The 20,605-nt window shown below is 77.8% G+C and carries 14 protein-coding genes; 12 read left to right on the top strand and 2 right to left on the bottom strand.

All coding sequences use genetic code 11. The annotated features are described in order from the left end of the window. Nucleotides 1–133 precede the first annotated feature (133 nt). The 3 genes from EJA20_RS00350 to allB all read left to right on the top strand — a co-directional run bounded on the left by EJA20_RS00350 (nt 134) and on the right by allB (nt 4,200). Nucleotides 134–1,825 (top strand): NCS1 family nucleobase:cation symporter-1, encoded by a 1,692-nt coding sequence (locus EJA20_RS00350; RefSeq protein WP_129336190.1) that lies wholly within the window; start codon nt 134–136, stop codon nt 1,823–1,825. Nucleotide 1,826: 1 nt separating this feature from the next. Then, entirely contained in the window at nt 1,827–2,618 is a 792-nt protein-coding gene (locus tag EJA20_RS00345) for an aspartate/glutamate racemase family protein (protein WP_129336189.1), read from the top strand. 121 nt (nt 2,619–2,739) lie between these two features. Beyond that, nucleotides 2,740–4,200 carry an allantoinase AllB gene (gene allB, locus EJA20_RS00340; RefSeq protein ID WP_129336188.1) on the top strand — a complete coding sequence of 487 codons (1,461 nt, stop codon included), beginning with the start codon at nt 2,740–2,742 and terminating at the stop codon, nt 4,198–4,200. Between the two features lie 9 nt (nt 4,201–4,209). On the opposite strand, the gene EJA20_RS00335 is transcribed toward allB, so the two are convergent. Further along, nucleotides 4,210–4,869: a YoaK family protein gene (locus EJA20_RS00335; protein WP_129336251.1), complete on the bottom strand. Its 660-nt coding sequence runs from the start codon at nt 4,867–4,869 to the stop codon at nt 4,210–4,212. Nucleotides 4,870–5,025: 156 nt separating this feature from the next. Here EJA20_RS00335 and EJA20_RS00330 point away from each other — a divergent pair, with 156 nt between their 5' ends. The 9 genes from EJA20_RS00330 to EJA20_RS00290 all read left to right on the top strand — a co-directional run bounded on the left by EJA20_RS00330 (nt 5,026) and on the right by EJA20_RS00290 (nt 19,505). Then, entirely contained in the window at nt 5,026–6,276 is a 1,251-nt protein-coding gene (locus tag EJA20_RS00330; protein WP_129336187.1) for an acetamidase/formamidase family protein, read from the top strand. After that, nucleotides 6,273–8,039, top strand: coding sequence for an AtzH-like domain-containing protein (locus tag EJA20_RS00325; RefSeq protein ID WP_129336186.1), 1,767 nt, complete (start codon nt 6,273–6,275; stop codon nt 8,037–8,039). The genes EJA20_RS00330 and EJA20_RS00325 overlap by 4 nt, the downstream gene beginning before the upstream one ends. 32 nt (nt 8,040–8,071) lie before the next feature. Beyond that, nucleotides 8,072–9,250 (top strand): pyridoxal-phosphate-dependent aminotransferase family protein, encoded by a 1,179-nt coding sequence (locus tag EJA20_RS00320; protein ID WP_129336250.1) that lies wholly within the window; start codon nt 8,072–8,074, stop codon nt 9,248–9,250. After that, nucleotides 9,247–10,560 (top strand): allantoate amidohydrolase, encoded by a 1,314-nt coding sequence (locus EJA20_RS00315; protein ID WP_240674819.1) that lies wholly within the window; start codon nt 9,247–9,249, stop codon nt 10,558–10,560. Before EJA20_RS00320 ends, EJA20_RS00315 begins: the two co-directional genes overlap by 4 nt. A gap of 125 nt (nt 10,561–10,685) precedes the next feature. Then, nucleotides 10,686–11,486 carry a hypothetical protein gene (locus tag EJA20_RS00310; RefSeq protein WP_129336185.1) on the top strand — a complete coding sequence of 267 codons (801 nt, stop codon included), beginning with the start codon at nt 10,686–10,688 and terminating at the stop codon, nt 11,484–11,486. A gap of 240 nt (nt 11,487–11,726) precedes the next feature. Further along, nucleotides 11,727–13,142: an MFS transporter gene (locus tag EJA20_RS00305; RefSeq protein ID WP_129336184.1), complete on the top strand. Its 1,416-nt coding sequence runs from the start codon at nt 11,727–11,729 to the stop codon at nt 13,140–13,142. Between the two features lie 131 nt (nt 13,143–13,273). Then, nucleotides 13,274–15,718, top strand: coding sequence for a putative bifunctional diguanylate cyclase/phosphodiesterase (locus tag EJA20_RS00300; protein ID WP_129336183.1), 2,445 nt, complete (start codon nt 13,274–13,276; stop codon nt 15,716–15,718). A 203-nt stretch (nt 15,719–15,921) separates the two neighbouring features. Next, the gene (locus EJA20_RS00295; RefSeq protein WP_129336182.1) at nt 15,922–16,734 is read left to right on the top strand and encodes an FAD binding domain-containing protein; all 813 of its coding nucleotides are present in this window, start codon (nt 15,922–15,924) and stop codon (nt 16,732–16,734) included. Further along, nucleotides 16,731–19,505, top strand: coding sequence for a molybdopterin-dependent oxidoreductase (locus tag EJA20_RS00290; protein WP_129336181.1), 2,775 nt, complete (start codon nt 16,731–16,733; stop codon nt 19,503–19,505). The genes EJA20_RS00295 and EJA20_RS00290 overlap by 4 nt, the downstream gene beginning before the upstream one ends. On the opposite strand, the gene EJA20_RS00285 is transcribed toward EJA20_RS00290, so the two are convergent. After that, entirely contained in the window at nt 19,447–20,538 is a 1,092-nt protein-coding gene (locus EJA20_RS00285; protein ID WP_129336180.1) for an XdhC family protein, read from the bottom strand. The genes EJA20_RS00290 and EJA20_RS00285 overlap by 59 nt on opposite strands. Nucleotides 20,539–20,605: the final 67 nt, after the last annotated feature.

Genomic DNA, 20,605 nt, shown 5'->3' with positions numbered 1-20,605 from the left:
GCGGCCACCGTAGGTGCCCTCGGCCGGGGGCACCAGGGTGACCCGCGGCACCCCGCCCGGGACCGCCGGCACCCGCCCGCGCGTCCCCCCGCGTCCCGCTCCGCCCACCCCACCCCCGAGTGCGAGGTCCGGCATGACCGCTCCCACGCAAGGCCCCGCCGCCGTCGGCGGCACGTCCACCACCTGGTCGACCGGCACGGTCGGCACCGCCGCGACCGGCGCGTCGGGCGGCGACCTCGTCGAGGCCGCCGGCATGCCCGTCGGCGCCGGCGAGATCAAGGCGACCTACGACCCGCGCCTGACGAACGAGGACCTGGCGCCCCTGCGCCACCAGCGCTGGTCGTCGTACAACATCTTCGCGTTCTGGATGTCCGACGTGCACAGCGTCGGCGGCTACGTCACGGCGGGCAGCCTCTTCGCCCTCGGCATCGCGTCCTGGCAGGTCCTCGTCGCGCTCGTGGTGGGCATCTGCATCGTCCAGGTGTTCTGCAACCTCGTCGCCAAGCCCAGCCAGCGCACCGGCGTGCCGTACCCCGTCATCAACCGCGCGATCTTCGGGGTGCTCGGCGCGAACATCCCGGCGGTCATCCGCGGCCTCATCGCGGTGGCCTGGTACGGCGTGCAGACCTTCCTCGCCGCCGAGGCGCTGAACATCGTCTTCCTCAAGTTCCTGCCGGGCTCGGCGGCGCTCCTGGAGACCTCGTTCCTCGGGCTGTCGACGCTGGGCTGGATCTCCTACGCCATCCTCTGGGTCGCCCAGGCCGCGCTGTTCTGGACGGGCATGGAGACCATCCGGAAGTTCATCGACTGGGCGGGGCCGGCGGTGTACGTCGTCATGATCCTCATGGCGGTCTACCTCGTCTCCGAGGCCGGGTGGTCGAACATCTCCCTCAACCTCTCGACCGGCCCCGCGATGTCCTTCGGCGCGTCCATCCCGGTGATGCTGTCGGCGATCGCCCTCGTGGTCTCGTACTTCTCCGGGCCCATGCTGAACTTCGGCGACTTCGCCCGCTACGGCCGCTCCTTCGACGCGGTCAAGCGCGGCAACCTCCTCGGCCTGCCGGTGAACTTCCTCTTCTTCTCGCTGCTCACGGTCGTCTGCGCCTCGGCGACCGTGCCCGTGTTCGGCGAGCTCATCACCGACCCGATCCACACCGTGCAGGCGATCGACACGCCCTTCGCGATCCTGCTCGGCGGCCTGACGTTCGTCACGGCCACCGTCGGCATCAACATCGTCGCCAACTTCATCTCGCCCGCGTTCGACTTCTCGAACGTCAGCCCCCAGCGCATCTCGTGGCGCATGGGCGGCATGATCGCGGCGGTCGGCTCCGTGGTGCTGACGCCGTGGAACTGGTACGCGAACGACGACGCCATCCACTACACGCTGGGCGTGCTCGGCGCCCTCATCGGCCCGCTCTTCGGCATCCTCATCGCCGGGTACTACGTCATCGGGCGCCAGCGGGTGCACGTGGACGACATGTTCACGATGGCGCCGACGGGCCGCTACTGGTTCACCCGCGGCTACAACCGCAACGCGGTGGCGACCACGCTGGTGGCGGGCGCGGTGTCCATCGCCTCCGCGGTGCTGCCGAAGACGTTCGCCGACCTGGGCGGGCCGGACGTGACGTGGGTCGCCAGCTACAGCTGGTTCATCGGCTGCGGCCTGGGCTTCGCGGTCATGGTGCTCCTCGAGCGCCTCAACCCGCAGATCCCGGTGCTCGACGCGGACGACCCTCACGTGTCGGACGGCGCCGCGCCGGACGCCGTCACGGTCGCGGCCACGGCGGCGCCGACCGCCGCGTCGGTGGACGGGAAGTCGGTCTGACGTGCACCTGCGCGTGATCAACCCGAACACCACCCGGGCGATGACCGACCTCGTGGGTCGGGCCGCCCGGGGGGTGGCGGGGCCCGGGACGCTCGTCGACGCGGTGCAGCCGACCATGGGGCCGGCGTCGATCGAGAGCCACTACGAGGAGGCGCTGGCGGTGCCGGGCCTGCTCGAGCAGGTCGCGCTCGGCGAGGCCGAGGGCGTCGACGGGTACGTGGTGGCGTGCTTCGGCGACCCGGGCCTGGACGCCGCGCGCGAGCTCGCCCGCGGTCCCGTGCTCGGCATCGCGCAGGCCGCCATGCACGCGGCGACGATGGTCGCGCGCCGCTTCGGCATCGTCACGACGCTCGGCCGCACGACGGGCCGCGCCCGCGAGCTCGTGGACCGCTACGGCTTCGCCGCCGCCTGCACCGGGGTGCGCGCGTGCGAGATCCCCGTGCTCGCCCTGGAGGACCCGGCGTCCGGGGCGCGCGACCGCGTCGCGGAGCACTGCCGGCGGGCCGTGGACGAGGACGGCGCGGACGCGGTCGTGCTCGGGTGCGCCGGCATGGCGGACCTGTGCGCGGACCTCAGCGACCGGGTCGGCGTGCCCGTCCTCGACGGGGTGGCCGCGGCGACGGTCCTCGTCCAGGGGCTCGTGACCCTCGGGGCGCGGTCGAGCACGCGCGGGGAGTACGCCCCGCCCCCGCCGAAGGCGATGGCCGGGCTGCTCGCCGGCTTCGAGGTGCGGGCGCCGGCGCCGGTCCCTGCGGGGGAGCGGCCCGCGCAGCGGCAGCACGCGCGGGTGTGACGCACCCCGCAGGGAGGATCGCAGGACCCCTGCCCCCGGTCGGTGCGCCGACCGGGGGCGAGGTGCGACGGTGGGCCCGCCGGCCCGCAGGCCAGGGCGGGTCACGACGGAGGGTGGCGCGATGACGACGACGGAGAGCTCGGCGGTGCAGGGCCCGACGAGGCCCGACGACGCGGGCGGGGGACCGCACCCGGAGGGCCTCGTCGTCCGGGCGCGCCGCGCCTGGGTCGACGGGGCGTTCCGGCCCGCCCAGGTGCACGTCGCCGAGGGCCGCGTCCTCGCCCTCGCGCCGTGGGACGCGCCCCTCGCGGACGGCGCCGCCGCCTCCCTCGTCGACCTCCCCGACGACGCGGTGCTCCTGCCCGGCCTCGTGGACAGCCACGTCCACGTCAACGAGCCGGGCCGGACGCACTGGGAGGGCTTCGCGTCGGCGACGCGGGCCGCCGCGGCCGGCGGCGTCACCACGCTCGTCGACATGCCGCTCAACAGCATCCCCCCGACGACGACGCCGGACGCCCTCGCCGCGAAGCTCGCGGCGACGGCGGGCCGGCTCGCCGTCGACGTCGCCTTCTGGGGCGGCGCCGTGCCGGAGAACCTCGGGGCGCTCGCGCCCCTGCACCGGGCGGGCGTGCGGGGCTTCAAGGCGTTCCTCGCCCCCAGCGGGGTGGACGAGTTCGGCCACCTCGACGCCGCCGGCCTGCGGGCCGCGCTCGCGGAGGTGGCGGCGCTGGGGTCGGTGCTCGTCGTGCACGCGGAGGACCCCGAGGCCCTGGCCGCGGCCCCGGCGGACGGGCGCCTGGGGACCCGGTACGCGGACTTCCTCGCCTCGCGCCCGCCGGCCTCGGAGCGCTCGGCGGTGGAGGGCGTGGTCGAGGGCGTGCGCCGCACGGGGGCCCGGGCGCACGTGCTCCACCTCTCGGACGCCGGCACGCTGCCCCTGCTGCGCGCCGCCCGCGCCGAGGGCCTGCCGATCACCGTCGAGACGTGCCCGCACTACCTCGTCCTGCACGCGGAGGACGTGCCCGACGCCGCCACGGAGTACAAGTGCTGCCCGCCCATCCGTGGGACGGCGAACGCCGACGCGCTGTGGGAGGGCCTGCTCGACGGCACGATCGACGCGGTCGTCTCCGACCACTCGCCGGCGACGGCCGACCTCAAGCACGTGGCGGGGGGCGACTTCGGCGCCTCGTGGGGCGGGATCGCCGGGCTCCAGCTCGGGTGGACGGTCGTCGCCGACGAGGCCCGTCGCCGCGGCGTCCCGCTCGAGGCCCTCGTGCCGGCGTTCACCACGGGACCCGCGGCCGTGGCCGGGCTGGCGGGGCTCGGGGAGATCGCGCCGGGCGCGCCGGCGCACCTCGTCGCGTTCGCGCCCGACGAGACGCAGGTCGTCGACGCCGCGCGGCTCGAGCACCGCAACCCCGTCACGCCGTACCACGGGCGGGCCCTGCACGGGCGGGTCCGGGCCGTGTGGCTGCGCGGCGTGCCCGTGGTCGAGGACGGCCGGGTCGTCGGCACGCCCGCGGGCCGCACCCTCCTGCCGGTGCCGCTCCCGCCGCTCCTGCCGGTGCCGCCCGGTGCGTGAGGGGCGCGCTCAGGCGGCGACGCGCCGCGCGTGCGCCCACCGGTGCCCGACGAGCGCGGCGACGAGCGTGACGACCCCGGCGAGCACGAGCCCCGCACCGATGCCGGTCCCGTCGCCGAGCAGGCGGAGCGCCAGCGCGCCGACCCCGGCACCGAGCAGGATGAGCACGACGGCGAGCCCGCGGCGGGCCCAGCCCTCGCCGCTGCCGCCCGCGAGCCGGGAGTCGGCCGCGAGCCCCGTGAGCGTGGAGGTGACGACGACGGTGGTGACGTCCTTGACGGCGAGCTTGCGGGCGGCCGCCGCCTGGAGCCCCATCGCGGTGGCCAGCACCGTGGTGAGCGCGAAGGCCCAGCCCGTGCCCTCCTCGGGCGGCGCCGCGAGCGCCCCGGCGCCGAGCCCGAGGGCCAGCACGCCCGTGGCGGCGAAGGTGCTCGTCGAGCGCGTGCCCCAGCCGGGCGCCGTCCGCGCGAGCACCCGCCCGCCGAGGGCGGCGCCGAGCAGGAAGCCCCCGAGCGCGAGCGCCGGCCCGAGCACGGGCAGGTCGTCGGCGCCGGCGAGCGCCATGCCGAGGATGACCACGTTGCCGGTCATGTTCGCCGTGAACACCCGGTCCAGGCCCAGGTACCCGACCGCGTCGACGACGCCCGTGGTGAAGGTGAGCGTGAGCATGAGCACGAGGTGCAGGCGGGCGGGGTCGCGGCGGGTCGTCACGGGCGCATCATCGCGGCGCCCCCGCGTGGCGGGCAAAGCGGCGTCCGTCACGGCGGCGGGCACGGTGGCGGGCACGGTGGCGGGCACGGGCACGGCCGCGGGCCAGGTGGCCGCGTGAGCGCCGCGGCGCGGCCGGCGCTCGTCGACCCGGGCCTACCCGTCCTGCAGCCGGGTGCCGGCGTCCCCGAGGGGGTCGCCTACCTCGCCTCCGGCCCCCGGACGGTGCTGTGGGGGCGCCTGCCCTGCGCGGTCGACGCGCCCGTGGCCCACCTGCGGGCCGGCGACGAGCTCGTCGTCGACACCCTGAGCCACGAGGGGCTGCTCGAGGACCAGGGCGGCGACCCGCGCGCGTGGTTCGGCGCCCAGGGGGTGCCCGCCGACAACGTGCTCGACGACGCGGTGGCGGTCGCGGCGGGCCTGTCCCGCGACCCGGACCACGACGGCCCGCACGTCGTCACGGGCCCGGTCCACGTCGCCGGCGCCCACCCGGGCGACCTCCTCGCCGTCACGGTGCTCGAGACGGTCCCGCGCGTGCCCTACGGCGTCGTCTCGAACCGGCACCGGCGTGGCGCGCTGCCCGACGAGCTCCCCCGCGGCGAGCGCTCCGTCAGCGTCTTCACGCCCGTGCTGCGGCGCGCGGACGGCGCCCTCGTCGGGGCGCTGCCGCTCGTCGACGGGGGCGAGCGCGTCGTGGCGTTCCCGCTGGCCCCCTTCCTCGGGATCGTCGGGGTCGCGGTCGCCGACGACGAGCGGCCGCACTCCGTGCCCCCGGGCCCGCACGGCGGCAACATCGACGTCAACCTCCTCGTGGCCGGCACGGCGGTCTACCTGCCGGTGCAGGTGGAGGGCGCGGGGCTCTACGTCGGCGACCCGCACTTCGCGCAGGGCGACGGCGAGGTCGCGCTCACGGCCCTCGAGGCGTCCCTGCGCGTGCGGCTGCGCGTCGACGTCGTCCCGCGGGCGCAGGCCCTGACGGCGCTGGGGGAGCTCGACGGGCCCGTGCTGCGCACGCCGGAGCACCTCGTCCCGACGGGGCTCGACGTCGACCTCGACGAGGCGCTGCGCCGGTGCGTCCGGGCCGCCCTGCGGCTGCTGGGCGCGCGCTACGGCATGGCGGAGCACCTGGCCTACGCCTACCTCAGCGCGGCCACCGACTTCGACGTCTCGCAGGTCGTCGACGTCGTCACGGGCGTGCACGCCCGGATCCGCCTCGCCGACTTCGCGGGCGTCGGCCCGGGGGAGGAGCCGCCCCCCGTGCTGCGGCCCGACGGCACCGTCGGCGCCCCGGGCGCCCTGCACGGCTCGGGCGCGCCGGACGGCTCGGGCGCGCCGGGCGGCTCGGCCACCGTCGGGGGTGCCGCATGAGCGACGGGACCCCGGGCGGCGTGCCCGACGAGGTCGTCGACCCCGTCACGGGCGAGGCCGCGCCGGCCGACCTGCTCGCGGCCCTGGCCGCGTACGAGCGGGCGCTCGCCGCCGACGACCTGGCCGCGCTCGACGACGCCTTCGCCCCGGGCCCGGCGACGCTGCGCGGGGACGGCGACGGGCTCCTCGTCGGGCACCGCGCGATCTCCACGTTCCGCGGCGGCCGCGGCGGGGTCGCCCCCCGGCGGCTGGCGCGCGTCGAGGCCCGCCGGCTGACGCAGGACGTCTGGCTGCTCGTCTCGGTCTCCCGCTTCGCCGGCGGCGGCAGCGGCCTGCAGACCCAGGTGTGGGCCCGTGGCGAGGACGGCGCGTGGCGCGTCACCGCCGCGCACGTCACCGGCCGGACGCGCGCCCTCGACAGCTCCGTGTGGCGCACGGTCGGCGACCCGCTCTACCAGGGCGCGTGGGAGGGGCCCCTCGTCGGGCTCCGGGTGGCGGTCAAGGACCTCTTCGCCGTGAAGGGCTACCGCGTCGGCGCCGGGAACCCCACGTGGCTGCGCGAGGCCCGGCGCGAGCGGGACCACGCCCCCGCCGTGCTCGACCTCCTGCGGGGCGGCGCGTCCCTGCGCGGCCTCGCGCGCACCGACGAGCTCGCGTTCAGCATCGCCGGCGCGAACCCGCACCACGGCACCCCGGCGAACGGAGCGCTCCCGGGGGCGCTGCCCGGCGGCTCCTCGTCGGGACCCGCGACGGCGGTCGCGACCGGGCAGGCCGACGTCGGGCTGGCGACCGACACCGCCGGCTCCATCCGCGTGCCCGCCTCCTACCAGGGCCTGTGGGGGCTGCGGACGACGCACGGCCTCGTGCCGCGGCAGGGCCTGGTCCCGCTCGCGCCCTCCTTCGACACCGTCGGCTGGCTCACCCGGGACGGCGCGACCCTCGAGGCGGTCGTGCGCTGGTGCCTCGACGGCGCGGTGGAGGACGGGGCCGGCGGGCCTGGTGGCGCCGCGGGGGACGGGGACGACGGGGATGCGGGGGACGACGAGGGGCCGGCCGTCGGCCTCCCGCGCCGGCTCCTCGTGCCGCTCGAGGCGCTCGCGCTCGCCGAGCCCGACGTGCGCAGCGCCTTCGAGGACTGGCTCTCCGACGTCGCGGACCGGCACCCGGAGGTGGGCGTCGACGGCGTGTCCGTCGGCGACCTCGGCGCCTGGCTCGAGGCGTTCCGGGCGGTGCAGGGCGCCGAGGCCTGGCGCGTGCACGGGGCCTGGGCGACCGCGCACCCCGGTGCGCTCGGCGCCGCGGTGTCGGCGCGGCTCGCGGCCGGGTCGCAGGTCGGCGCCGAGGAGGAGACGGCGGCCCGCGCCGCGCTCGCGGAGCGGCGGTCCCGGCTGCGGGCGCTGCTCGGCGAGGACGTGCTGCTCGTGCTGCCCACCACCCCCGGCCCGGCGCCGTCCCGCTCCGCGGACGCCGCGACGACGGAGGCCGTCCGGGCGGCGACCCTGCGCACCACCGCCCTGGCCGGCGTCGCCGGGCTGCCCGCGCTGTCGGTCCCCGCGCTCGTCGTGCCGTCGCCGCTCGGCCCCGCACCCGTGGGCGTGTGCCTCGTCGGCGCCGCCGGGACCGACCTCGCGCTCGTGCGGCGCGCCCGGCTCCTCGTCGCCGGCGCGGCCACCGCCGGGCCGCTGCCCCCGGTGGTCCCCGAGCCCGCCCCTGACGCACCCCCCACCACCGACAGGCCCGCTCCCCCCGGAGGACACCCGTGACCGCACCGGTCGACCCGCCCGCCCGCCTCCTCATGGGGCCGGGTCCCATCGACGCGGACCCCCGGGTGCTCCGCGCGCTGTCCACCCCGCTGGTCGGGCAGTACGACCCCGTCATGACGGGGTACATGAACGACACCATGGAGCTGTACCGGGGCGTGTGGGCGACCCGGAACGAGGCCACGGTCCTCGTCGACGGCACGTCCCGCGCCGGCATCGAGGCGGCGCTGGTCTCCCTCGTCCGCCCCGGGCAGCGGGTGCTGGTCCCCGTCTTCGGGCGGTTCGGCCACCTCCTCGTCGAGATCGCCCGGCGCGCCCAGGCCGAGGTGCACACGATCGAGGTCCCCTGGGGCGAGGTGTTCCCCGCGTCGGTCGTCGAGGAGGCGGTGCGGCGGGTGCGCCCGCACCTCGTCGCCGTGGTGCAGGGGGACACCTCCACGACGATGAACCAGCCCCTGGAGGAGCTCGGGGCGATCTGCGCCCGGCACGGGGCGCTGCTCTACACGGACGCGACCGCCTCCCTCGGCGGCAACCCCTTCGAGGCGGACGCCTGGGGGATCGACGCCGCGACCGCCGGGCTGCAGAAGTGCCTGGCGGGCCCGTCGGGGAGCGCGCCGATCACCCTGTCCGAGCGCGCCGTGGCGGTCGTGCGCGCCCGCAGCCGGGTCGAGGAGGGCCTCCGCGTCGAGGGCGACCCCGACACCGACGACCCGGTCCGGTCGAACTACTTCGACCTCGGGATGATCCTCGACTACTGGGGCCCGCGGCGGCTCAACCACCACACGGAGGCGACGAGCATGCTCTACGCCGCCCGCGAGTGCGCCCGCATCCTGCTCGAGGAGGGGCGCCAGGCGGTCATCGACCGGCACGCCCTGCACGGGCGCGCGATGCTCGCCGGCGTGCGCGGCCTGGGCCTGGAGGTGTTCGGGGACGTCGCGCACAAGATGCACAACGTCGTGGCCGTGCACATCCCCGCGGGCGTGGACGGCGACGCGGGCCGCGCCGCGATGCTGGCGGACTACGGCATCGAGATCGGCACCTCCTTCGGGCCCCTGCACGGACGCGTGTGGCGCATCGGCACCATGGGCTACAACGCCCGGCGCGACGCGGTGCTGCTCACCCTCGCCGCCCTGGAGCAGACCCTGCGCCGCGGCGGCGTCCGGGTGCCGGCCGGCGGCGGGGTCGACGCGGCCCTGGAGGCGTACGCGGCGTGAGCACCGGCACCCCCACCGGCCCCCGCGCCGGCAGCCGCACCGACGGCCTCGGCCTGCCCCCGGGCGCGCTCGCCGCAGCGACGGCGCGCGTCATGGCCCGCTGCGACGAGCTCGCGCGCCTGTCGTCGATGAGCGGCGGCATCGAGCGCGTCTACCTCTCGCCGGAGCACGCGCGCGCCAACCGGCTGGCGGAGCGGTGGCTGCGCGAGGCGGGGATGGCCACGGCGCAGGACGCGGCGGGCAACCTCGTCGGCCACCTGCCGGGGCGCGACCCGGACGCGCCGGTCCTCCTGCTCGGCTCCCACCTCGACACCGTGCGGGACGCGGGCCGCTACGACGGCATCGTCGGCGTCCTCATGGCCGTGGAGGTGGTGCGCCTGCTCGGGCCCCGCGTGCGCACGTGGCCCTTCGGGCTCGACGTCGTCGCCTTCTGGGACGAGGAGGGCGCGCGGTTCGGCAAGGCCCTGCTCGGGTCCTCGGCGCTCGCGGGCGTGTGGGACCCCGCGTGGTGGGACCTGCGCGACGCCGACGGGGTGAGCCTGCGCGAGGCCTTCACCGCCTTCGGCCTCGACCCGGCCCGGGTGGGGGAGGCGGCCCGCCGGCCCGCGGACCTCGTCGGGTACCTCGAGGCGCACATCGAGCAGGGCCCCGAGCTCGACGGGGCCGGCGAGGCGCTCGGCGTCGTCACCTCCATCGCCGCCGCCCGCCGGTGGGAGATCGCCGTGGTGGGCGAGGCCCGGCACGCCGGCGGCACGCCCTACGACCGCCGGCGGGACGCGCTCGTCGGCGCGAGCGAGGCCGTGCTCGCCGTGGAGCGCATCTGCCGCGAGGAGCACCACGTGGTCGGCACCGTGGGTCGCCTGGAGGCCTTCCCCGGCGCGGTCAACGTGGTGCCCGGCGAGGTCCGCCTCACCCTCGACCTGCGCGGGGAGCTCGACGAGACGCGGGACGCCACGTGGGCGCGCATCGGCGGCGAGCTCGACGCCCTCACGGGGCGGCGCGGGCTGACGTGGTCCGCCACCGCCGTGCACGACGCCCCGGCGGTCCGCTGCGGCCCGCTCTTCCAGGACGTGCTGCACGCGGGCATCGCCGCCGGCGGGCAGGGAGAGAGCCCCGCCCTCTTCTCGCGGGCCGGGCACGACGCCATGGCGGTGGGGCGCCTCACGGACGTGGGGATGCTGTTCCTGCGCAACCCCGACGGCATCAGCCACCACCCCGACGAGGACGTCTCGGCCGCGGACGTCGAGCGCGGGCTGGGGGCCCTCGCCGCGGCCGTGCTGCACCTCGCGCACGAGCGCTCGCTCGTCTGACCCCGCCGAGCTCCGCCAGGCCCCGCCGGGCCCTCCGACGGCCCGCCGCCGTGCGCCCCGGCCCGACCGGCGCGAGGGTGGGGGCAGGCGCGGCGACCGTCCGCGCGACGACGGGGGTGGGGGCCGTGGGGCTGCTCGACCGGATCCTCGGCAGGACCCGCACGACGACCGGCACGCCCGGCCCGGGGGAGGGCCGCGCCCCGGCCGCGACGTGGGAGGGCGAGCCCTGGCGGGCGCCCGGGGCCCCGGCGGGCGGCGCGACGGGAGGGGCGACGGGTGCCGGCGCTGCCGCGGGCACGCCGACGACCGACGCGGCGGCGGTGGAGCGCTACCGGTACCTCCTGCGCACGGCGCCGCCGGAGCGCATCGAGGAGGCCCACGCCGAGGCCTTCGCGCAGCTCACGCCCGAGCAGCGCCGCCAGGTCCTCGCGGCACTGAGCCACGAGATCCCTGCCGGCGAGCGCGCCCGCGACGACGACCCGCGCTCCCTGGCGCGCATGGCGACGCGGGCGGAGGTGCGCCGGCCCGGCACGCTCGAGCGCTCGTTCGGCGGCGGCGGGTCCGGCGGCGGGATGGGCGGGATGGGCGGCGGGATGGGTCTCGGCGCCGTCGTGGCGGGCGGGCTGCTCGCGAGCGTCGCCGGCGCGTTCGTCGGCACGGCGATCGCCGACGCGATGTTCGACCTCGGCGACGGGGGCGAGGGGTACGCGGAGGGCTACGGCGAGGGCTACGGCGACGGGCAGGAGGCCGGCGCGGACGGGGGCGCGGACGGGGGCGCGGACGGGGGCGCCGACGGTGCCGACGCCGGCGGGTACGAGGGCGGCGACGTGACCGCCGACGGCGGCGCGTACGACGGCGGCGGCTTCGACGGCGGCTTCGGCGGCGGGGACTTCGGGGGCGGGGACTTCGGCGGCGGCGACTTCTGAGCCGCCCCGGGGGCTGCCCCCTCGCGACCGACCGGTTCGTCCCACGACCTGGACGGCCTCGGTCCGCCACCTGAGAAGGTCTACCCTCGACGGCGGCGCGCGGACCCGTGCGCCGAGACCGGGCGGCGTCGCCGGCCGCGTCGCGACCCCCGGTCGCCCCGTGCCGCACCCCCTCGCCCGCCCGGTCCCGCCGAGAGCGCCGCCCCGCGGCGACCGAGCACCACCGGAGCGCACCCTTCGATGACCGCCACCCCCGCGACGCACGCCGGCACCCCCGGCGGGCCCGCGACCGCACCGCCCCTGAACTCCCCGGCCCGCGTCATCACGGCCAGCCTCGTCGGCACGACGATCGAGTTCTACGACTTCTACGTCTACGCCACCGCCGCGGTCCTCGTGTTCCCGGCGCTGTTCTTCCCGACGGGCGACGACACGACGGCGCTGCTCGCGTCCTTCGCGGTCTTCGGCGCCGCGATGGTGGCGCGCCCCGTCGGCGCGGTGGTGTTCGGGCACCTGGGCGACCGCCGCGGCCGCAAGGCCACGCTCGTGGTGTCGCTGCTCGTCATGGGCGTGGCGACGTTCCTCATCGGGGTGCTGCCGACGTACGACCAGGTCGGCCTCCTGGCACCGGCGCTGCTGCTCGTCCTGCGGCTGGCGCAGGGCTTCGCGCTCGGCGGCGAGTGGTCGGGCGCGGCGCTCGTCGCCACGGAGAACGCCCCCGCCGGCAAGCGCGCCTGGTACGGCACGTTCCCCCAGCTCGGGGCGCCGCTGGGCTTCATCATCGCCAACGGCCTGTTCCTCACCATCGCCGCGCTGCAGCCCCACCCGAGCGACCCCCTGGCGCGCTCCGAGGCGTTCCTGTCCTGGGGCTGGCGCGTGCCGTTCCTGTTCTCCGCCGTCATGGTCGTCGTCGGCCTGTGGGTGCGGCTGCGCCTCGTCGAGTCCAGCGCCTTCACCGCCGCCGAGGCCCGCGGCGCGATCCGCAAGATGCCGCTGGGCACCGCGGTGCGCGACCACTGGCGCCGGCTCGTCCTCGGCACGTTCATCATGCTGGCGACGTACGTGCTGTTCTACCTCATGACGAACTTCACGCTGACCTACGGCACCACCGCGCGCGACGCCGCGCCCGGCGGCCTCGGGATCGGGTACACGCACCTCGTGCTCATGCAGATCCTCGGCGTGGTCTTCTTCGGCGTCTTCACGCTGCTGTCGGGGCCCGTCGCGGACGCGGTGGGCCGGCGGCGGCTGCTCCTCGTCGTGACCTCGCTCATCGGCGTCTTCGGGCTGACCTTCGCCCTGTTCCTCGCCCCCCGCGCCGACGAGGCCTTCACCGGGGCGCTCGCGCAGGCGTTCCTCGTGCTCGGGTTCACGCTGATGGGCGCGACCTTCGGGCCCATGGGCGCGCTGCTGCCCGAGCTCTTCCCGACGAACGTGCGCTACACGGGCTCGGCGATCGCCTACAACGTCAGCTCCATCCTCGGGGCGGCGCTCGCGCCCCTCGTCGCGATCGCGCTGTGGACGCAGGCCGACGGCAGCCCCTGGCTCGTGGGGGTCTACCTCACCGGTGCCGCGGTCCTCACCCTCGTCGCCCTGCTGCTCACGGGGGAGACGAAGGACGTCGACTACGACGCCGCCGGCACCGCGGACGAGCCGGCCTGACGCCTCCACGTCACCCGTCCGGCCCTGCGGCGCGGGGACCGGTTTTGTGGGGCCGGGAGCCGTCGGGCACGCTTGCGCGGACGGCCACCCCGCACGGGGACGGGCCCGCGGGGACGAGGGGACGCGACGGCATGGTGGCAGGGGTCGGTGACGCCGTGGGCACGCGGGCGTCCGCCGCGTCCTGGCCCGACCCGCTGGTCGTCGCCCGCCCCCGCCGGGACGGCCGCGCCGGGGAGCTGGAGCTCGTCGAGGTGAACGGCCCCGCCGCCGCGTGGGGGCTGGCCGTGGGGCCGTCGGCGCCCGTGGACGCCCTCGCCACGGTCGTCCTGGCCTTCTGCATGCGCGTGCAGGCCGAGCGGGGCCCGTGGCGGGTGGAGGACGTGCTCCTGCCCGCCGGGCGGGGCGGCTGGGCGCGGCACCGCGTGGACCTCATCGGCTGGCCCGCGGGCGACGACGTGGTCCTCACGTGGCGCGACGTCACGGAGCGGCACGAGGCCGAGCACGCGCGGCGGGTGGAGGCCGAGCGGCTGCGGCGGGCGCTCGACGAGCTCGTGGACCCCGTCGCGGTCGTCGCCCCCGAGGTGGCCGAGGACGGCAGCGTCCTGGACTTCACCTACGTGTACGGCAACGAGCGCGCGCTGCGCGAGGTGCCGCTCGGCGGGCGCGTCCGCGAGGACCAGCGGCGCCGCGGGATCGACCTCGACGACGTGCTGCGGCACGTCCTGCGCACCGGCGAGGTCGCGGTGCTGGACGAGCTCGAGCTGCACGTGCCGGACCGCCCCGACGAGGTGCACGTCCTCGACATGCGCATCAGCCGCCTCCAGGACCGCGAGCTCGTGGTGACCTGGCGCGACGTCACCGCGCGCGTCGAGGTGCGCGGGGCCCTCGCCGACAGCGAGGAGCGCTTCCGCGTGGCGTTCGAGGGGGCGCCGGGCGCGATGGCGGTCACCCGCTTCGGGGACGTCCCCGGCGGGCGCTGGGCCACCGTCAACGCCCGCCTCGCGGAGATGCTCGGCCGCCCCCGCGAGGAGCTCGAGGGGATGCCCGTGGCGAGCCTCGTGCACCCCGACGACCTCCCGCGCGACCTCGCCCAGCACGACGAGATCGTCAGCGGCCGCGCCACCCGCGCGCACCTGGAGGAGCGCCTGCGCCGCGCCGACGGCACCTGGATCTGGGTGTCGCGCACGGTCTCGGCCGTGACGCTGCCGGGCCGCCCCGTGCACGGGGTCGCCCACCTCGAGGACGTGACGCTGCGCCGCGCCGCGGAGGCCGAGCTGCGGCACCGCGCGTCCTTCGACCAGCTCACGGACCTCGCCAACCGCGAGGAGATGATGGCCCGGCTGCGCGCCGAGCTGCGGGGCGGCCACGCCGACGCGCTCGTCGTGGTCCTGTTCGTCGACCTCGACCGGTTCAAGGACATCAACGACACCCTCGGGCACGAGGCCGGCGACGAGGTGCTGCGCCAGGTCGCGCGGCGGCTCGAGGACGTCGTCGGCGTCCGGGGCACGCCGGCGCGCCTGGCCGGCGACGAGTTCGCCGTGGTGGCCCGGCTGCGGCGGCCGGCGGAGGTCGAGGCCCTCGCGGAGGACGTCTACGCCGCCGTCAGCGCCCCCCTGCGCGTCCTCGGCCGCGAGCTGCGTCCGACGGCGAGCATCGGGGTCGCCACGGCCCGGCAGGACTCCGGCGCCCTGCCCGAGGACCTCCTCCGCCACGCCGACCTGGCGATGTACCACGCCAAGCGCCGCGGGCACCGGGCGTGGGAGGTCTACGACGAGCGCCTGCACGAGCGCACGCTGCAGCGGCTCGCCGTCGAGGAGGACCTGCGCGCCGCGCTCGACGGCGACGGGCTGCGGCTGCTCTACCAGCCCGTCGTCGACCTCGTGACCCGCCGCGTGGTGGGCGCCGAGGCGCTCCTGCGGCTCGTCGAGCCCGGCACGGGCCGGCTGCTGCCCCCGGCGGCGTTCATCGAGGTGGCGGAGGAGAGCGACCTCATCGTCCCCATCGGCGGGTGGGTGCTCGACGAGGCCTGCGCCCGGCTGGCGGGGTGGCAGGAGCGGTGGCCGGGCTTCAGCGTGTCCGTCAACGTCTCGGCGCGGCAGGCGCAGCGGCTGGCCGTGGCCCGCCAGGTGCGCGACGCGCTCGACCGCAGCGGCGCCGACCCCGGCGACCTCGTCCTGGAGATCACGGAGCACGCCCTCCTCGAGGCGGGCGACCTCGTCTCCGGGGAGCTCGCGGCGGTCACCGCGGCGGGCTGCGGCCTGGCCATCGACGACTTCGGGACGGGCTACTCCTCCCTCACGCACCTCAAGCGCTTCCCGGTCACGGCCGTGAAGGTCGACCGGTCGTTCGTCGCCGGCCTGGGCACGCACCCCGACGACACCGCCATCGTCACCGCCGTGGCGTCCCTGGCGGGGAGCCTGCGCCTCGGGCTCGTGGCCGAGGGCATCGAGACCGAGGCGCAGCTCGCGGAGCTGGTGCGGCTGGGGTGCCGGCGCGGGCAGGGCTACCTCCTCGGCCGGCCCATGCCGCCGGAGGACCTCGAGGCGCTCGTCGCGGCCGGCCCCGTCCCGCGCTGACCCGCGGCGGCCCCTCGGCGGGACGGCCGGCCCGGCGCGGACGGACGACGCCCTCGTCGGGCGGTGGACCCGGCCGGGGGAGCCGGGCGCCGGCCGCGTGTGACGCCGCTCTCGCGCGTCGTCCCTGGTGCGGGGCGCCGGCGCGGCGCACGATGGCGCCGGCGGGCGGAGCGCCCGGCCGCACGGCGGGGACGGAGGGGCGCGTGGACCTGACGAGCGTCGACGAGGTGCGCCTCGCGCGGACCCGGGCGGACCTCGCCGGCCTGGGCGGGGACGTCGTCCCGCTGGCCGGCGGCACGGGCCTGTACGCCGGCGCGAGCCCCCGCGTGCTCGTCGACCTGCTGACGCTGGGCTGGCCGCCGGTCACGGCGCTGCCCGACGGCGGGCTGGAGATCGCCGCCACGTGCACGGTGGCCGAGCTCGTCGACCTGCCGCCCGTGCCCGGCTGGGCCTCGCAGCACCTCGTGCGGACGTGCGCGGAGGCGCTCGTCGCGTCGACGAAGGTCTGGCGCGCCGCGACGGTCGGCGGGAACGTGTGCGCAGCGCTGCCGGCGGGGGCGATGACGACGCTCCTCGTCGCGCTCGACGCGACCGCCGTGGTGTGGACCCCCGACGGGGGGACCCGCACCCTGCCGGTCCTCGACCTCGTCACGGGCCCGGAGGTCACCGCGCTCGCGCCCGGCGAGGTGCTGCGCGCCCTGCGCCTGCGGGCCGCCGCGCTGGCGTCCCGCGCGGTCCTGCGCCGGGCGGCGCTCACGGTCACGGGGCGCTCGGGGACGATCGTCGTGGGGCGCCGGGACGGCGACGGGACCGTCGTCGTCACCGTGACCGCGGGCGTGCCGCGGCCGTGGCGCGCCGCGTTCGCCGGCGTGCCCGGCCCGGCGGCCCTCGCGGCGGCCCTGGACGGCGTGCCGGAGTGGTTCGACGACGTGCACGGCGGCCCCGACTGGCGCCGCGCCATGACCGCGCGCCTGGCCGCCGAGGTCCGCGACGTCCTGGCGGGGGAGGCGGCATGAGGCTCACCGTCGACGGCACGGAGGTCGAGGTCCGCCCGGCCCCGGGCCAGGTGCTCCGGACGCTGCTGCGCGAGGCCGGCGTGTCGGCCGTGAAGAAGGGCTGCGACACGGGGGACTGCGGCGCCTGCACGGTGCTCCTCGACGGCGCGCCCACGCACTCCTGCCTCGTGCCCGCCCACCGCGCGGAGGGGCGCACGGTGACGACCGCGGCAGGCCTCGGCGACCCGGAGCACCTGCACCCCGTGCAGCAGGCCTTCGTCGACGCCGCCGCCTTCCAGTGCGGCTTCTGCACCGCCGGGTTCGTCACGACGGTCGCGGGCCTGGGCCTGGCGGAGGGCGACGGCGTCGGGGACGACCCGCTCGTCGGTCCCACGGACGTCACCCGCGCGCTCAAGGGCAACCTGTGCCGCTGCACGGGCTACCGGTCGATCCGCGACGCCCTGGCCGGGACGTGCCGGGTCCAGGAGGCGCCGGCGGGGGAGGCGGTCGGCCGCTCCGTGCGCGCCCCGGCCGCGCGGCGCGTCGTCACGGGCCGGGAGCCGTACACGCTGGACCTGGCGACGACGCCCCTGGCCCACGTGGCGGTGCTCGGCAGCCCGCACGCCCACGCGCGCGTGCTGCGGGTCGACGCGTCCGCGGCGCTCGCCGAGCCCGGCGTGCTCGCCGTGCTCACGCACGAGGACGCGCCGGACGTGCTCTTCTCGACCGCCCGCCACGAGAGCCGCCTCGACGACCCCGACGACACCCGCGTGCTCGACCCCGTGCTGCGGTTCCGGGGCCAGCGCGTGGCGGCCGTGGTCGCCGAGACCCTGCGCGCGGCGGAGCGGGCCCGGGCCCTGCTGCGCGTGGAGTACGAGGTCCTGCCGCACGTCGTCGACGCCGACGCCGCCCGCGCGCCCGGGGCGCCGCTGCTGCACGCCGACAAGCCGGCGACCTCCCGCATCGCCGAGCCGGGCCGCAACGTCGTCGCGCAGCTGCACGCCGAGATGGGGGACGTCGCCGCCGGACTGGCCGCCGCGGCGCACCGCGTGCGGGGCACCTGGCGCACCGCCCGGGTGCACCACGCCGCCCTCGAGACCCACGCCACCCGCGGGTGGCTCGACGAGGCCGGCCGGCTCGTCCTGCGCACGAGCACGCAGGTGCCGTTCCTCGTCCGCGACGAGGTCGCGCACGTGTTCGGGCTCGAGCGGGACCGGGTGCGGGTCGTCGCGGCCCGCGTCGGCGGCGGCTTCGGCGGCAAGCAGGAGATGCTCACGGAGGACCTCGTCGCGCTCGCGGTGCTGCGGACCGGACGCGCCGTGCAGTACGAGATGACGCGCGAGGACGAGCTCACCGTGGCGCCGACCCGGCACCCCATGCGGGTCGAGGTCGAGGTGGGCGCCGACGCGGACGGCGTGCTCACCGCCCTGCGGGTGGACGTCCTGTCCGACACCGGCGCCTACGGCAACCACGGGCCCGGCGTCATGTTCCACGGCGTCAACGAGTCCCTCACCGTCTACCGCTGCCCGAGCAAGCGGGTGGACGCCGAGGCCGTCTACACGAACACGCTGCCCGCGGGCGCCTTCCGCGGCTACGGCCTGGGGCAGGTCGTGCTCGCCGTGGAGGGCGCGCTCGACGAGCTCGCCCGCGTCGCGGGCCTGTCGCCGTGGGAGGTGCGGCGCCGCAACGTCGTCGTACCCGGCGACCGCCTGCTCCTCACCGACCCCGACGAGGCCGGGGACCTCGACATCCACGGCTACGGCCTGGACCAGTGCCTCGACCTGGCGGAGGCGGCGCTGGCGGACCGCACGGCCGACGCGCCGGCCCCGGCCGGGTGGGCGGTCGGCGAGGGCATGGCCCTGGCGATGATCGCCACGGTGGCCCCGCGGGGGCACCACGCCCAGGCGCACGTGCGTCTCCTGCCCGACGGCCGCTACGGCGTGCGGGTGGGGACGGCGGAGTTCGGCAACGGCACCACCACCGTGCACACGCAGCTCGTCGCGCAGGCGCTCGGCACGGTGCCGGAGCGGGTCGTCGTCGAGCAGTCCGACACGGACGTCGTCGGCTACGACACCGGCGCGTTCGGCTCCGCGGGGACGGTGGTCGCGGGGCTCGCGGTGCACCGGGCGGCGCTCGCGCTGCGCGACCGGCTGCTGAGCGCCGCGACGACGCTGACCGGCCACCCGCAGGACGACCCGACGGCGGCGGCGACCCCGGGGCACCTGACGCGGGACGCCGTCGTCGTGCCGGGCGGCGTGGTGCCGCTCGTCGACATCGCCGCCTCGGGCGCGCGCGTGGAGGCCGAGGCGAGCCACGACGGCACGCCGCGGTCCGTGGCCTTCAACGTGCACGCGGTCCGGGTGGCGGTGGACCGCGGCACGGGGGAGCTGCGGGTGCTGCGCAGCGTGCAGGCGGTGGACGCGGGCACGGTGCTCAACCCCGAGCAGCTGCGGGGCCAGGTCGAGGGCGGCGTCGCCCAGGCCCTGGGCAGCGCGCTGTGGGAGGAGGTCCGGCTCGACGACGAGGGGCGGGTGCTCACCCGGTCGTTCCGGCACTACCACGTGCCGCAGCTCGCGGACGTGCCGCCCACGCAGGTGCTGTTCGCCGACACCCACGACGAGCTCGGCCCGCTCGGCGCCAAGTCGATGTCGGAGGCGCCCTACAACCCCGTGGCGCCCGCCGTGGCCAACGCCGTGCGGGACGCGCTCGGCGTGCGCCCCCACGCCCTGCCGCTCACGGCCGACCGGCTGTGGCGGCTGGTCCAGGAGGGGGCACCGGCGCCGGCGAGCTGAGGGACCCGTCGGCCGGCCGCCGGTGGAGGGGGCCGTCGAGGTCGCGCAGGGGCAGGCCGGTCGCGCCCGTGCGCGCCGCGAGCAGGCCCGCGGCGACCGACAGCGCGGTCTCGGCGGGCGTCGCCGCGCCGAGGTCGAGGCCCAGGGGCGAGTGCAGCCGGGCGACCTCCTCGGCCGTCGCGCCCGCCGCGCGCAGGGCCGCCACCCGCCGCGCGTGGGTCCGGCGGGAGCCCACGGCGCCGACGAAGCCGGGCCCCGAGCGCAGGGCGCGCAGCAGCAGCTCCGTCTCGAACCGGTCGTCGTGCGCGAGGACGCACACGGCGTCCCGGGGGCCGAGCGCCTGCGCGGCGAGGTGGCGCGGCGGCCAGTCGACGACGACGGCGTCCGCCCCGGGCAGCCGCTCCGCCGTGGCCAGCACGGGCCGGGGGTCGCACACCGTCACGTGCCAGCCGAGCGGCCCGGCGAGCGCCGCGAGCGCCGCGGACAGCTCGAGCGCCCCGTAGAGCACGAGGCGCGGCCGCGGGGCGCGGACCTCCACGAACGCCTCGGCCGTGCGGCCGTCGCAGGTCACCCGGACGGTCCCCGGGACGCCCGTGGCGGCGCGGGCGGCCACGGCGGCGTCGAGGGCGGCGCGGTCGGCGGGGTCGACCGGTCCGAGCCGCGACACCGTCCACGCCGGGTCCCCGGCGGCCGCGGCCCGCAGCGCGGGGAGGTCCGCCCCGACGAGGGGCCGGGCGTGCACGAGCAGGGTGCCGCCGCAGGGCAGCCCGGCGGCGAGGGCGTCCTCGTCGGCCACGCCGAACGCCTCGGGCCCCTCGGGGGCGCCGCCCGCCAGCACCGCCTCGCACAGCGCCAGCGCGGCGCCCTCGACGCAGCCGCCCGCGATGCTGCCCACGACCTGGCCCGCGTCGTCGAGCGCGAGGGAGGTGCCGAGCGCGCCCGGGCTGCTGCCCTCGACGGCGACCACGGTCGCCACCGCCAGGCGCCGGCCGGCCGCACGACGGGCGAGCAGCCGGTCGGCGAGCTCGAGCACGGTCCTCCTCCGGCGTGTGACGCACGCGTCAGCACGCGTCGACGACGACGGGTCCCGTCCGGGCGGA

The organism is Cellulomonas endophytica, from assembly GCF_004123805.1.
In the GTDB taxonomy this organism is placed as follows: domain Bacteria; phylum Actinomycetota; class Actinomycetes; order Actinomycetales; family Cellulomonadaceae; genus Cellulomonas; species Cellulomonas endophytica.
The sequence above is the reverse complement of the archived record's forward strand: the minus strand, read 5'-3'. Positions and strand labels throughout refer to the sequence as shown.

Bases quoted from the DNA above. Each gene is read 5' to 3' on its own strand.
- EJA20_RS00325 (WP_129336186.1), top strand. From the start codon at position 6,273: ATGAGCGACGGGACCCCGGGCGGCGTGCCCGACGAGGTCGTCGACCCC.
- EJA20_RS00320 (WP_129336250.1), top strand. From the start codon at position 8,072: ATGGGGCCGGGTCCCATCGACGCGGACCCCCGGGTGCTCCGCGCGCTG.
- EJA20_RS00350 (WP_129336190.1), top strand. From the start codon at position 134: ATGACCGCTCCCACGCAAGGCCCCGCCGCCGTCGGCGGCACGTCCACC.
- allB (WP_129336188.1), top strand. From the start codon at position 2,740: ATGACGACGACGGAGAGCTCGGCGGTGCAGGGCCCGACGAGGCCCGAC.
- EJA20_RS00300 (WP_129336183.1), top strand. From the start codon at position 13,274: ATGGTGGCAGGGGTCGGTGACGCCGTGGGCACGCGGGCGTCCGCCGCG.
- EJA20_RS00305 (WP_129336184.1), top strand. From the start codon at position 11,727: ATGACCGCCACCCCCGCGACGCACGCCGGCACCCCCGGCGGGCCCGCG.
- EJA20_RS00335 (WP_129336251.1), bottom strand. From the start codon at position 4,869: ATGCTCACGCTCACCTTCACCACGGGCGTCGTCGACGCGGTCGGGTAC.
- EJA20_RS00290 (WP_129336181.1), top strand. From the start codon at position 16,731: ATGAGGCTCACCGTCGACGGCACGGAGGTCGAGGTCCGCCCGGCCCCG.